The sequence below is a fragment of the Streptomyces sp. NPDC024017 genome (assembly GCF_040638895.1).
Taxonomy (GTDB): Bacteria; Actinomycetota; Actinomycetes; order Streptomycetales; family Streptomycetaceae; genus Streptomyces.
The window spans coordinates 14956-27632 of sequence record NZ_JBEZYZ010000016.1 but is presented as its reverse complement, the minus strand read 5'-3'; the positions used below and the strand labels follow the sequence as shown (position 1 = coordinate 27632).

The following is a 12677-nucleotide window of genomic DNA, read 5'->3' as shown; positions in this document are numbered from 1 at the left end:
CCTCGATGATCTTCGGGCAGTCGGGTGACAGCCGACTACGAGGTTATACGCCCTGGCTGACAGAGCTCATATTGAAATCGGGGACGCGCAGCGCCGGCATCGCCGCCCTGGTGAACCAGTCGCTCCATTCCCTCGGCAGCGTCTTCTCGGTCCGCCCCGCCTCCGTGGCCCGGCCGAGCACTCCGACGGGCGACTCGTTGAACCGGAAGTTGTTCACCTCGCCCGTCACCTCGCCGTTCTCGACGAGGTAGACGCCGTCCCGGGTCAGGCCGGTGAGCAGCAGCGTCGCCGGGTCGACCTCGCGGATGTACCACAGGCAGGTCAGCAGCAGCCCGCGCTCGGTGCTCGCCACCATCTCGTCCAGGGAGCGGTCCTCGCCCCCGTCCAGGACGATGTTGTCGATGCCCGGCGCCACGGGCAGTCCGGTCAGGCCGGCGCTGTGCCTGCTGGTCGTCAGGTGCCGCAGCTCGCCCTCGCGCATCCACTCGGTGGCCGCGAGCGGCAGCCCGTTGTCGAACACCGACTGGTCGCCCCCGGAGGAGTGCGCGATCACGAAGGGCGCCGACTCCAGGCCCGGTTCGTTCGGGTCGCTGCGCAGGGTCAGCGGCAGGTCGGTCAGCTTCTCGCCGACCCGCGTGCCCCCGCCCGGCTTGGAGAACACCGTGCGGCCCTCGACCGCGTCCCGGCCCGACGCCGACCACATCTGGTAGATCAGCAGGTCCGCCACGGCCGTCGGCGGCAGCAGCGTCTCGTAGCGCCCCGCGGGCAGCTCCACGCGCCGCTCGGCCCATCCGAGGCGCACGGCCAGCTCCGCGTCCAGGGCCGCCGGGTCGACGTCCTTGAAGTCCCGGGTGGAGCGCCCGGCCCACGCTGACCGGGTCCGGTCCGGCGACTTGGCGTTCAGCTCCAGCGTCCCGTTCGGCTGGTCGTGCCGCAGCCGCAGTCCCGTGGACGTGCCGACGTACGACGACACGAGCTCGTGGTTGGCGAAGCCGTACAGCTCGCGACCGCCCGCACGCGCGCGTGCGAACGCCTCGCCGAGAGCGGGAGCGAAGTCGGCGAACACGGCGGAGGAGGTCTCGGTGGGCGCCTCCGTGAACTCCGGCGACTGTGCCACGCCCGTGACCAGCGGCTGTGCGTCCTCGGCGGGGGCGGCGCCGCGCGCGGCGGCCTCGGCGGCCCGCACCAGCGGCTCCAGCTCGTCGGGGGTCACGGCGGACCGTGACACGACCCCCGAGGCCGTGCCCTCCTTGCCGTCCACCGTGGCGACGACGGTGAGCGTGCGCCCGCGGGTGACGCCGTTCGTGGTCAGCGCGTTGCCCGCCCAGCGCAGGTTGGCGGTGGACTGCTCGTCGGCGATGACGACACAGCCGTCCGCCCGGGACAGTTCGAGGGCGCGCTCGACGACCTCGTGCGGCTTGCTGGAACGCGCGCTCATCGACCGGCCTCCTGGGTCGTGTTGAGGATGTTGACGCCCTTGAAGAGGGCCGACGGGCAGCCGTGCGACACGGCCGCGACCTGGCCCGGCTGGGCCTTGCCGCAGTTGAAGGCGCCGCCGAGCACGTAGGTCTGCGGTCCGCCCACCGCGGACATCGAGCCCCAGAAGTCGGTGGTCGTCGCCTGGTAGGCGACATCGCGCAGCTGCCCGGCGAGCCGCCCGTTCTCGATCCGGTAGAAGCGCTGACCCGTGAACTGGAAGTTGTAGCGCTGCATGTCGATCGACCAGGACCGGTCGCCGACGACGTAGATGCCGCGCTCCACACCCCCGATCAGGTCCTCGGTCGACATCCCGGCCGGGTCCGGCTGCAGCGACACGTTGGCCATGCGCTGCACCGGCACATGCCCGGGGGAGTCGGCGTAGGCGCAGCCGTTGGACCGCTCGAAGCCGGTCAGCTTCGCGATCCGCCGGTCCAGCTGGTAGCCGACGAGCGTGCCGTCCTTGACCAGGTCCCAGGACTGGCCTTCGACGCCCTCGTCGTCGTACCCGATGGTGGCCAGGCCGTGCTCGGCGGTGCGGTCGCCGGTGACGTTCATCAGCTCCGAGCCGTACCGCAACCTGCCCAGCTGGTCGAACGTGGCGAAGGACGTCCCGGCGTAGGCGGCCTCGTAGCCGAGCGCCCGGTCGAGCTCGGTGGCGTGACCGATGGACTCGTGGATGGTCAGCCACAGGTTGGACGGGTCGACGACCAGGTCGTACAGGCCCGGATCGACGCTCGGCGCGCGCATCTTCTCGGCGAGCAGCTCCGGGATCCGCTCCAGCTCGCCCTCCCAGTCCCAGCCGGTGCCCGTCAGGTACTCCCAGCCGCGTCCCACGGGCGGCGCGATGGTGCGCATGGAGTCGAACTCGCCGCTCGACTCGTCCACCGACACCGCGTTGAACACCGGGTGCAGCCGCACCCGCTGCTGCGTGGTCACGGTCCCGGCGGTGTCCGCGTAGAACTTGTTCTCGTGGACCGTGAGCAGTGAGGAGTCGACGTGGTCGACGCCGTCGGCCGCCAGCAGCCGGGCACTCCACTCCGCGATCAGCCCGGCCTTCTCCTCGTCGGGCACGGAGAAGGGGTCGGTCTCGTACGACGAGATCCACGTCTTCTCGGCGTGCACCGGCTCGTCGGCCAGCTCGACCCGCTCGTCCGAGCCGGCCGCCTTGATCACCTGCGCGGACAGCTTGGCCATCGCCACCGCCTGCCCGGCGACCCTGGCGGCGGCGTCCATGGTGAGGTCGACGCCGGACGCGAAGCCCCACGTACCGCCGTGCACCACCCGCACCGCGTACCCGAGGTCGGTGGTGTCCGACGATCCGGCGGGCTTGGCGTCCCGGAACCGCCAGGAGGCGCCCCGCACCCGTTCGAACCGGAAGTCCGCGTGCTCGGCGCCCAGCGCACGCGCGCGTGCGAGGGCCGCGTCGGCGAGGGCGCGTAGGGGGAGGGCCGTGAAGGCCTCGTCGATGGTATGAGGCACCGCCGTCTCTTTCTGTCGAGGTGACCGTGGTTGCCGTGCGTCCGGCTGCTCCGATCATGTCGTCCATCCCGCGCGCGGGCCATGAGTTTCCGGAGCCGGACCCGGGACTTTCTGTAGGGATCCGACAGTGAGTCCCGTACGCCACTGTCGGTGCCCGATTGTCCGCGGGCCTGCCCGGACCGATAGGTTTTCGGGGAAGCCGCCTGTCATCACCGCCTGTCGTCCAGGCGCCCGGGGCGGGTATCAGACCGCTATGGAAAGGGTGATCCGTTGAGCCGCTCGGTTCTCGTCACCGGAGGCAACCGGGGCATCGGCCTCGCCATCGCCCGCGCTTTCGCCGATGCCGGCGACAAGGTCGCCATCACATACCGCTCGGGTGAGCCGCCGGCCGGCTTCCTGGCCGTCAAGTGCGACATCACCGACGCGGAGCAGGTGGAGCAGGCCTACAAGGAGATCGAGGAGACCCACGGCCCCGTCGAGGTTCTCGTCGCCAACGCCGGCGTCACCAAGGACCAGCTCCTGATGCGCATGTCCGAGGAGGACTTCACCTCGGTCATCGACACCAACCTCACCGGCACCTTCCGCGTCGTCAAGCGTGCCAACCGGGGCATGCTGCGCGCCAAGAAGGGCCGCGTCGTGCTCATCTCCTCCGTGGTCGGACTGCTCGGCTCGGCCGGGCAGGCGAACTACGCCGCCTCCAAGGCCGCCCTGGTCGGCTTCGCGCGTTCCCTTGCCCGGGAACTGGGCTCGCGCAACATCACCTTCAACGTCGTCGCACCCGGCTTCGTCGACACCGACATGACCAAGGTGCTCACCGACGAGCAGCGCTCCGGCATCGTGTCGCAGGTGCCGCTCGGCCGGTACGCCCAGCCGGAGGAGATCGCCGCCGCGGTGCGGTTCCTCGCCTCGGACGACGCCTCGTACATCACTGGAGCCGTCATTCCCGTTGACGGCGGACTGGGAATGGGTCACTGATCACCATGAGCGGAATTCTCGAGGGCAAGCGCATCCTGATCACCGGTGTGCTGACGGAGTCCTCCATCGCCTTCCACACCGCCAAGCTGGCCCAGGAGCAGGGCGCCGAGATCATCCTCACGGCGTTCCCGCGCCCCACGCTGACCGAGCGCATCGCCAAGAAGCTGCCCAAGCCCACCAAGGTCATCGAGCTCGACGTGACCAACGACGAGCACCTCGGGCGCCTGGCCGACATCGTCGGCGAGGAGCTCGGCGGCCTCGACGGCGTCGTCCACTCCATCGGCTTCGCCCCGCAGGACGCCCTCGGCGGCAACTTCCTCAACACGCCGTTCGAGTCGGTCGCCACGGCCATGCACGTCTCGGCGTACTCCCTGAAGTCGCTCACCATGGCCTGCCTGCCGCTGATGCAGAACGGCGGCTCCGTCGTCGGTCTGACGTTCGACGCGCAGTTCGCCTGGCCGCAGTACGACTGGATGGGCCCGGCCAAGGCCGCCCTGGAGGCCACCAGCCGCTACATGGCCCGCGACCTGGGCAAGCAGAACATCCGCTGCAACCTGGTCTCGGCCGGTCCGCTCGGCTCCATGGCCGCCAAGTCCATCCCGGGCTTCGGCGAGCTGGCCTCCGTGTGGGACTCCCGCTCCCCGCTGGAGTGGGACCTGAAGGACCCCGAGCCGGCCGGCCGCGGCGTCGTCGCCCTGCTGAGCGACTGGTTCCCGAAGACCACCGGCGAGATCGTCCACGTGGACGGCGGTCTGCACGCCATCGGAGCCTGATCTCCCCCGCGTCACCGACGCCCCGTTTCCCGCAGCGCGCGGGGAGCGGGGCGTCACCCGTTCGGCTCACCCGGCCGGGCGGGCGGGGCCACAACTGGGCAGTCTGGAGTACGCGTTCACCACGCGATGCCCTCCCCAGCACGGCCGAGGAGGTCCCCTTGTGCGCTTGTCCCGCCGAACGGCCTCACTGTCCCTCGCCGTCGCGCTCGTGCTGACCCTGGCGTACGAGGCGGTGCCCCACGCGCGCGTGCCCGCCGACCGGGACGAGTCGGCGGACCCCTTCGGCGCCGCGTGCCGGGTCCGCGTCACCGGTTCCAAGGTGACCGTCCACTGCCACAACCCGTACCCCGAGACGGACCGTGTGAGCCTGCACGTCGAGTGCGCCCGCTGGTGGGACATCGACACCGACAGTTCCCCGGTGGCGGCCGGGCCCGCGCAGACCGTGCGGCTGACCGGGCGGTGCTGGAAAGAGATCGGCGACGTGTGGATCAGTCACCGGCGGGAGAGCTGATCCCGCCCAGGCGGCACAGGAACGGGTAGCGGGCCGCCTCCGCCGCGGCCGTGTCCGCCTCGCCCGCGCGGATCGCCTCGAGCAGCCGCCCGTGGTCCATGTGCGTCTCCGGGGTCAGCTTCTCGCCGACGTCCTCGCGCAGCCAGTCCCGCAGCACCTCGCCCAGGTCCGCGTACATGGCCGTCATCACGTCGTTGTGGGAGGCGGACACGACGGCCAGGTGGAAGGTCGCGTCCGCGGTGACGAACGCCTCCTTGTCGCCCGACTCCCAGGCCTCCTCGCGCCGCAGCAGCAGGGCGTCGAGCTGCTTGAGGTCCTTCTCCGTACGCCGCTCGGCGGCCAGCCGGGCGGCGGCCGACTCCAGCGTGGAGCGCAGCTCGGCGATGTGCCGGGGGTCCGCCTCGGCGAACCGCCGCTGCATCACGCCCGCCAGCTCGCTCGTCGCCACGACGTACGTGCCGGAACCCTGGCGGATGTCCAGCAGGCCGTTGTGCGACAGGGCGCGGACGGCCTCCCGGACCGTGTTGCGGGCGACACCCAGCTGCTCGACCAGTTCCGGTTCGGTCGGGATCCGGGAGCCGACCGGCCACTCGCCCGAGGTGATCTGGGCCCGCAGCGCGGCGATGACCTGCTCGGACAGGGCCGAGCGACGGGGATGGCTCAGAGGCATGGCTCACCTTCGCACGACCGGGGCGCCCGGAGGCAACCGAGGACTGGACAGTCAATCATCCTATGATTCTATGATGGGGCTCATGGCTAGTGAGGAAACCCGGACGACGACGCCCCCGACCGTACGCAGCTCGGCCGCGCACGACGCCGGGAAACCGGGCGGCGCGTCCACCCGCGCGTGGACGATGCGGCTGCTCGTCGTCGGCATCGTGCTGTCCGCGCTGAACCTCCGCCCCGCCATCACCAGCCTCGGCGCCCTCCTGGAGGAGGTCCGCGACGGGCTCGGCATGAGCGGCAGCGTGGCCGGACTGCTCACCTCCGTGCCGCCGCTGTGCTTCGCCGTCTTCGGCGTCATGGCCCCGCGGCTCGCCCGCCGCTTCGGGGCGGGCGCCGTGGTGTGCGCCGGCATGGCCGCCATCGCCACCGGCCTGATCGTCCGGCCCTACGCCGGCGGCACGGCCGGCTTCCTGGCCGGCAGCGCCCTGGCCCTCATGGGCATCGCCGTCAGCAACGTCCTGATGCCGGTCATCGTCAAGCACTGGTTCCCCGACCGCGTGGGTTCCATGACCGGCCTGTACTCGATGGCCCTCGCCCTCGGCACGGCCCTCGCCGCCGCGGTGACGGTCCCCCTGACCGACACCCTCGGCGGCAGCTGGCAGACGGGCCTGGCCCTGTGGGCGGGGCTCGCCGTGGCGGCGGTCCTGCCGTGGCTGCCCTTCGTCCGGGGGCGCGTCACGCCGCCCGGGGCGGGGGAGAGGACCGCAGGGACGGAGACCGGCGGCGACGCGCCCGTGCAGGGCCGGGAAACGGCTGCACGGACGCAGGCCGCCGACTCGACGGAGCACGCGCGCGTGCAGACGCCTCGGCTGCGGATGACCCGGAGCCGTACCGCCTGGGCCCTGGCCGTCTTCTTCGGGCTCCAGGCCACCGCCGCCTACGTCACCATGGGCTGGATGGCGCAGATCTTCCGCGACGCCGGAGTGCCCGCCGGCACCGCCGGGCTGCTGCTGGCGGTCACCATGGTGATGGGCGTGCCCCTGGCCTTCGTCATACCCCGCCTGGCCACCCGGCTGCCCCACCAGGGCCCCATCGTGATCGCCCTGGGCGTCTGCGGCCTCGCCGGCTACGCCGGGCTGTATCTCGCACCCGCCGCCGGCGCCTGGGCCTGGGCCCTGCTGCTCGGCGTCGCCAACTGCGCCTTCCCGCTCGCCCTGACCATGGTCGGCATGCGGGCCAAGACCGGCCCGGGCGTGGCCCAGCTGTCGGCGTTCGCGCAGAGCACCGGCTACCTGATCTCCATCCCCGGCCCGCTCCTGGTGGGCGTCCTCTACCAGCACAGCGGCGGCTGGGGCCTGCCGATCGCGCTGATGAGCGCCCTGATGATCCCGCAGATGGCCGTCGGCTTCCTGGCCGGCCGCGACCGCACGGTCGAGGACGAGGCCGCCCGCTGAGCCACGCCCCGGGGGACCGGCAGTCACCCCGGGGCGCCCGACATGGACGGGGGGTGGGAGACTTGCCCCATGCCAGTGCTCGACCCGAATCCCCAGCACGGTCAGAAGAAGATGCTGCTCGTGTTCGGCGCGTTCTTCGCGATCTTCATCGTCATCGCCGTCATCGCGACCATCGCCTCGCCATGACCGGTGCTCACACGGCCCTTGGTGGGGTTAGCCCCCCTGTCCCCTAGGGGGTGAGGGTCAGGGTCAAGTGGGTGGATCACCGGATGGGTCGGCAGCCACGGATTCCGTAGCTTCGAGTGTGTGACCGCGAGACGGTCACCGACCACTCGGAGAGCGGAGGCACCCATGTCGGCCCCCACGCACACCCGGCCCCACCCGGCGACCCGGGCCGGTGCCGCCGGCCGGCTGCCCTGGTGGGCCCTCGCCCTGCCCGTGCTCGCCTTCACCGCACTGCTCGCCCTGATCCTGCACCCGTCCGACGCGCACGCGGCCACCGGCGACCCGGCGATCACGCACCTCTTCGAGCGTGCGCAGCAGCTGGTGGCCCGCTGATCACGGCCGAAGCCGGTGGTCAACTCCCTGCGCCCCGTGGCGTGTTTCATGCGAAGCTGGATCTCATGAGCGTCGCAGAATCCCGCAGGATTGTCCTCTTCCGCCATGCGAAAGCCGACTGGCCACAGGTCACCGATCACGAGCGTCCGCTCGCCGACCGGGGCCGAATGGACGCGGCGGAGGCCGGGCGCAGGCTGACCGACACCGGTATCGCCTTCGACCTGGCCCTCTGCTCCACCGCGGTCCGGACCCGGGAGACCTGGAAGCTCGCCGTCCATGAGTTCCCGCAGCGGCCGAAAACGGTCTACGAGGAGCGGATCTACGATGCCTCGCCGGGCGAGCTGATCGCCCTGCTCAACGAGACCCCCGACGACGTGCAGAACGCCCTCATGATCGGGCACAACCCGGGCATCCAGGGCCTCGCCGACGTCCTGGCGGGCTCGGGCGAGGACGAGGCCCGGGAGCGGATGACCCGCCGTGGGTTCCCGGCCTCCGCCTTCGCCGTGCTGTCGTTCACCGGCACGTGGAAGAGCCTGGAGCCGGGCGTGGCCACGCTGCGGGACTACTGGGCGCCGGCCGAGTGACGATCTCCGCATGACAGGGGCCCGGCACCGCACGGTGCCGGGCCCCTGCTGGTCGGTTCAGACGATGTCGAGGGTGTCCGCCGCCTCGACCTCTTCGCGCGTGATGCCCAGCAGGTACAGGACCGTGTCCAGGAAGGGGAAGTTCACCGCGGCGTGCGCGGCCTCGCGCACCACCGGCTTGGCGTTGAAGGCGACACCGAGACCGGCCGCGTTCAGCATGTCCAGGTCGTTGGCGCCGTCACCGATCGCCACCGTCTGCGACAGCGGCACCCCCGCCTCCGCGGCGAACCGGCGCAGCAGCCGGGCCTTGCCCGCGCGGTCGACGATCTCGCCGGTGACCTTGCCCGTCAGCCTGCCGTCGACGATCTCCAGGGTGTTGGCCTGGGCGAAGTCCAGCCCGAGCCGTTCCTTCAGATCGTCCGTGACCTGCGTGAATCCGCCCGAGACGACACCGACTTGGTAGCCGAGCCGTTTCAGCGTACGGATCAGGGTGCGGGCGCCCGGCGTCAGCCGCACCTCGCTGCGCACCTTGTCCACGACCGAGGCGTCCAGGCCCTCCAGCAGCGCCACGCGCGCGTGCAGGGACTGCTCGAAGTCCAGCTCCCCGCGCATCGCGGCCGCGGTCACCTCGGCGACCTTGTCCTCGCAGCCGGCGTGCGCGGCGAACAGCTCGATGACCTCGTCCTGGATCAGCGTCGAGTCGACGTCCATGACGACCAGGCGCTGCGCGCGCCGGTACAGGCCGGCGGCTACGACCGCCACGTCGATACCGAGCCTCGCCGCGTCCGTCACCAGGGCGGTGCGCAGCGGTTCGGTCTCCACGCCGGAGACGGCGAACTCGACAGCGGTCACGGGGTACTTGGCGAGCCGGAAGATACGGTCGATGTTGCCGCCGGTCTTCGTGATCCGTGCCGCGATCGCGGCCGTCGCCTCCGCGGTGAGCGGGTGCCCGAGCACGGTGACCAGGGAGCGGCCCAGCCCTCGGGGGCGGTTGTCGCCGAGGCCGGAGATGATCTCCGCCTGCATCTTCATCGACTCGGCCCAGCTGTGGACGGTCGCCCGCAGATCTCCCTCGAGGCCGGGGGGCGGTTCGGTCACGAGCGCGCACAGCACCATTCGGCCACGGGTGACGACCTGCTCGATGTCGACGACGTCGACGGAGTAGGCGGCAAGGGTGTCGAAGAGGCCGGCGGTGATGCCCGGCCGGTCCTTGCCGAAGATCTTCACAAGGAGGGTGGGGACGTCGGCAGGGACGTCGGAAGACGAGGTCTGCGAAGCACTCATGGTGGTTCCACCGTATCCGGCGGGCAGGGCACACCGCCCCCGAGGTCCGTCTGGCGGACAGCGAACACTGCATGGCGCGGCGATGGCGTGAACCTTACGTACCGGTACGGCGCCCGGCGCACTCGCCGGTCACCTCCCACCGCGCGGTTTCCGTGGTGGCGGCGGGGGAGGCGGAGGCGGCGGCCCCTCCTCGGGCCGCGCCGGCGGCCCGTTCCCGTTCCTCGGCCCGGGCGACTGCCGCGGACCACGCGGAGGCGGCCCGACCGGCCGTACGACGGTGGGGGCGCCGTAGACGTCGCCGGGGTCGGGGGGTTCGTCGTCGGGCGGCCCGGGCTGATCGGGTTCCGGGGCTCGGTTCGGGCGCTGCGGCGGGACGGGGCGCTGCGGCGGGCCAGGGCGCGGGGGTCGCCCGGGTGGTGGGGGGCCGTCGGGCGGTGGGGGTCCGTCGGTGCTTGGGAGTGGTGCGGGGTGGTGGGGTGTGCCGGGGCTCGACGCCGGCCCGGGGTGCGGGGCATGGCCGGGGCCGGGGTGATGCCGGTCCGGCCGGGGCTCCTCACCGGGGCGCCGCCGCACGGCTCCCGGCTGCTGCTCCTTGCCACCCTGCCGTCCCTCTCCGTACTCCGGCGGACGGTCCGGCGTGCGCTCCTGGCCCCGGGGCCTCGCGTCCTCCGGCTCTTGCAGTTCGTCCGGCACGCGGAGGTAGGGGTTGGTGTCCGGGTTCGGCGGCCGGTACGGCGTGCCCGGTGCGTACGGCCCGGCTTCCTCGCCGCGTGACGCCCCCGCGCCTCGCTCCGCGCCCCGACCTCCGGGCCTCCCGGCACCGGCATCGTCCCCGGGTCGCACTGCGCCGACCCCCGGCCACGCCTGCCCACTGCCCTCGTCGTACCTCGCCGGGCCCGGGCGGCTCCAGCTCCCGGCCGGTCCGGCCCCGGCATCGTCCCCAGGCCGCCCCGTGCCGGTCTCTGGCCTGGCCGGTCCGGTGCTGTCGTCCTTTGCCGCCGGGCCCTGGTCGCCCCAGGTTTCGGCCCGGCGGACATGGGCTTCGTAGCCAGGTCGACCTGTGCCGGTCGTTGGCCTGGTCTGTCCGGTGCTGTCGTTGTTTCCCGCCGGGTGGGGGTCGCCCCAGGCCTCCGCGTGCCCGGCACCGGCATCGTTCCCAGGTCGCCCCGTGCCGGCGCCCGGCCAGGCCTGCCCACCGCCCTCGTCGTATCCCGCCGGGCCAGGGCCGCCCCAGGCCTCCGCGTGCCCGGCACCGGCATCGTCCCCAGCCCGCCCCGTGCCGGCCCCCGGCCACGCCTGCCCACCGTCATCGCCGTACTCCGCCGACCCCCGGCCGCCCCAGGCCTCTGACTCCCCGGCACCGGCACCGGCATCCGCCCCGTAGTCAGCCCACCGAGCACCCGCTCCGGGCCCAGCCCACCCCACCCCCGCCGCCCCGTACTCGGACCACCCAGCGCCCGGCAGGCCCTCCGCCCCGTCGACCCGGGCGGCCGGTCCCTCCCCCCGAGCCGACGCCGTAGCCCGTCGGCCCGCCGCCCCACACCCCCACGCGAGCAACGCCCCCGCCGCCCCGGCCCCCGCGCCCCACACCGCGCCCAGCAGCAGGGCCATGCCGAGGTGGCCGTGCAGTTCGATGCCCGCGCCGAACGCGTCGAAGCCGAGCACGGTCAGGGAGGCGGTCACGGAGACGTCCGTCAGCCAGGCCAGCAGCGGCAGGGCGAGCGCGGTCGCGACCCCCAGCCGCAGCGCGCACCGGCCCGCGAAGCGCAGGGGACCCGGGCCCTCCGCCCCCGCCCGGACCGGCGTCCGCACCCCCGTCAATACGCCCGCGAGCAGCACCGTCGACGCGGCCGCCACCGCCAGCAGCCACACCCGCCCGTCCAGCTCGGCCAGCCGGCCCATCGTCACCGCCCCGCCGGACTCGGCACCGAGCAAGTCGTCCAGCGGGTCCGGCAGGAAGCGGGTCAGTTCGCCCGTCGCGCGTCCGTCCCACGGCACGAAAAGGCCGATCGGCACTCCCAGCCACACCCCGTTCGGCGCCCCGAGCAGCGTCGCACCGGCGATGCGCTCGGGACGGTCGTCGCCGATCGCCGCGTACGCCGCCGCCGCGCACCCCGCCGCCACCGCCACCAGCAGCACGGTCACCACCGCTGACACGGCAGGCCGCACGACCCGGTGCACGGCCTCCCAGCCCCGCGGCAGTGGCGTACGGCGCGAGGCCAGCAGCGCGATGAGGAGGATCCCGGCCGACCAGCCGAACCCGCCGAGCAGCGTCGGGGCGGTGTCGACCGTGAAGCCGACCGCAGCCTGCGCGTCGACCAGGTCGCCGAGCCGGTCCGGCAGCAGCCCCCCGACGTCCCCCAGCCCCGGGATCTCGACGCCCCCGCTCCCGCCGGTCACGTCGTCCAGCCCCAGGGACCCCCCGTCGATCGTGATGACATCGTGCCCCGCCCACGCCAGCCCGCCCAGCATGACGACGAACAGCGCCACCACCGACCCCGCCCGCGCGAGCAGTTCGGCCGGCGAGATCACAACTCCCGCCGCCCGCAAGGACCGCAGGAAGAACCACGACAGCAGCACCGCCCCGACCAGGCTCACCCCCAGTGGCGTGATCTCGATGGCCGTGTCCGCCTCCGCGCCCGTGAGGCCGAACGCCGACACATCACCGGACGGCGTGACCGAACCACCCGCCCCGAGGGCCACCACCGCCGCGGTCATCGGCCCCAACGAGCCCGCCGTGTCCGCCTCCAGCAGCCGCAGACCCAGCGCCGCCGTCCCCGCCATCCCGATCAACGCCCAGCTCACGGCGGCCACGGTGGACATCAGCACGTCCCCCCACGGCACGCGCACGTCGTCCCTCGCCGCTTCGAGCCCTGCGGCAGCACTCATGGCAGACCCCCCGATCCGCTGCGCG

The 12677-nt window shown here is 72.8% G+C and carries 12 protein-coding genes; 7 read left to right on the top strand and 5 right to left on the bottom strand.

Translation table 11 applies throughout. The annotated features are described in order from the left end of the window. Positions 1–43 precede the first annotated feature (43 nt). Positions 44–1438: a metallopeptidase TldD-related protein gene (locus AB0G20_RS34475; RefSeq protein ID WP_361309383.1), complete on the bottom strand. Its 1395-nt coding sequence runs from the start codon at positions 1436–1438 to the stop codon at positions 44–46. Then, complete coding sequence (locus AB0G20_RS34470; RefSeq protein WP_361309381.1) at positions 1435–2958, bottom strand: TldD/PmbA family protein; 1524 nt, start codon at positions 2956–2958, stop codon at positions 1435–1437. The genes AB0G20_RS34475 and AB0G20_RS34470 overlap by 4 nt, the downstream gene beginning before the upstream one ends. Positions 2959–3228: 270 nt before the next feature. On the opposite strand from AB0G20_RS34470, the gene fabG reads away from it, so the two are divergent. The 3 genes from fabG (at position 3229) to AB0G20_RS34455 (ending at position 5217) form a co-directional block, all read left to right on the top strand. Further along, entirely contained in the window at positions 3229–3933 is a 705-nt protein-coding gene (fabG, locus tag AB0G20_RS34465) for a 3-oxoacyl-[acyl-carrier-protein] reductase (RefSeq protein ID WP_361309378.1), read from the top strand. Positions 3934–3938: 5 nt separating this feature from the next. Next, positions 3939–4706: an enoyl-ACP reductase FabI gene (fabI, locus tag AB0G20_RS34460; protein WP_248501591.1), complete on the top strand. Its 768-nt coding sequence runs from the start codon at positions 3939–3941 to the stop codon at positions 4704–4706. Between the two features lie 160 nt (positions 4707–4866). Further along, the gene (locus tag AB0G20_RS34455) at positions 4867–5217 is read left to right on the top strand and encodes a hypothetical protein (protein WP_361309374.1); all 351 of its coding nucleotides are present in this window, start codon (positions 4867–4869) and stop codon (positions 5215–5217) included. Here the strand turns inward: AB0G20_RS34455 and AB0G20_RS34450 are convergent. Then, on the bottom strand, positions 5195–5887 hold the full coding sequence (locus AB0G20_RS34450; protein WP_248501593.1) for an FCD domain-containing protein: 693 nt from the start codon (positions 5885–5887) through the stop codon (positions 5195–5197). The genes AB0G20_RS34455 and AB0G20_RS34450 overlap by 23 nt on opposite strands. Positions 5888–5957: 70 nt before the next feature. Here AB0G20_RS34450 and AB0G20_RS34445 point away from each other — a divergent pair, with 70 nt between their 5' ends. From AB0G20_RS34445 to AB0G20_RS34430, 4 genes are all read left to right on the top strand, one after another. Further along, complete coding sequence (locus tag AB0G20_RS34445) at positions 5958–7337, top strand: CynX/NimT family MFS transporter (RefSeq protein ID WP_361309372.1); 1380 nt, start codon at positions 5958–5960, stop codon at positions 7335–7337. 69 nt (positions 7338–7406) lie between these two features. Beyond that, complete coding sequence (locus AB0G20_RS34440; protein WP_097215821.1) at positions 7407–7523, top strand: SGM_5486 family transporter-associated protein; 117 nt, start codon at positions 7407–7409, stop codon at positions 7521–7523. A gap of 165 nt (positions 7524–7688) precedes the next feature. Continuing rightward, positions 7689–7895, top strand: a complete 207-nt coding sequence (locus tag AB0G20_RS34435; RefSeq protein ID WP_361309369.1) for a hypothetical protein — start codon at positions 7689–7691, stop codon at positions 7893–7895. Between the two features lie 65 nt (positions 7896–7960). Then, entirely contained in the window at positions 7961–8479 is a 519-nt protein-coding gene (locus tag AB0G20_RS34430) for a histidine phosphatase family protein (protein WP_361309366.1), read from the top strand. A 57-nt stretch (positions 8480–8536) separates the two neighbouring features. Here AB0G20_RS34430 and serB read toward each other — a convergent pair whose 3' ends face one another. Both serB and AB0G20_RS34420 read right to left on the bottom strand, forming a co-directional pair. Beyond that, positions 8537–9763: a phosphoserine phosphatase SerB gene (gene serB / locus AB0G20_RS34425; protein WP_361309364.1), complete on the bottom strand. Its 1227-nt coding sequence runs from the start codon at positions 9761–9763 to the stop codon at positions 8537–8539. Positions 9764–9892: 129 nt separating this feature from the next. After that, complete coding sequence (locus AB0G20_RS34420) at positions 9893–12652, bottom strand: streptophobe family protein (protein ID WP_361309361.1); 2760 nt, start codon at positions 12650–12652, stop codon at positions 9893–9895. Between the last annotated feature and the right edge of the window lie 25 nt (positions 12653–12677).

What these genes read in the sequence shown, in the direction of transcription:
- AB0G20_RS34475 (WP_361309383.1), bottom strand. Translation starts at nt 1,438, where the DNA reads ATGAGCGCGCGTTCCAGCAAGCCGCACGAGGTCGTCGAGCGCGCCCTC.
- fabI (WP_248501591.1), top strand. Translation starts at nt 3,939, where the DNA reads ATGAGCGGAATTCTCGAGGGCAAGCGCATCCTGATCACCGGTGTGCTG.
- AB0G20_RS34450 (WP_248501593.1), bottom strand. Translation starts at nt 5,887, where the DNA reads ATGCCTCTGAGCCATCCCCGTCGCTCGGCCCTGTCCGAGCAGGTCATC.
- AB0G20_RS34445 (WP_361309372.1), top strand. Translation starts at nt 5,958, where the DNA reads ATGATGGGGCTCATGGCTAGTGAGGAAACCCGGACGACGACGCCCCCG.
- AB0G20_RS34440 (WP_097215821.1), top strand. Translation starts at nt 7,407, where the DNA reads ATGCCAGTGCTCGACCCGAATCCCCAGCACGGTCAGAAGAAGATGCTG.
- AB0G20_RS34435 (WP_361309369.1), top strand. Translation starts at nt 7,689, where the DNA reads ATGTCGGCCCCCACGCACACCCGGCCCCACCCGGCGACCCGGGCCGGT.
- AB0G20_RS34430 (WP_361309366.1), top strand. Translation starts at nt 7,961, where the DNA reads ATGAGCGTCGCAGAATCCCGCAGGATTGTCCTCTTCCGCCATGCGAAA.
- serB (WP_361309364.1), bottom strand. Translation starts at nt 9,763, where the DNA reads ATGAGTGCTTCGCAGACCTCGTCTTCCGACGTCCCTGCCGACGTCCCC.
- AB0G20_RS34420 (WP_361309361.1), bottom strand. Translation starts at nt 12,652, where the DNA reads ATGAGTGCTGCCGCAGGGCTCGAAGCGGCGAGGGACGACGTGCGCGTG.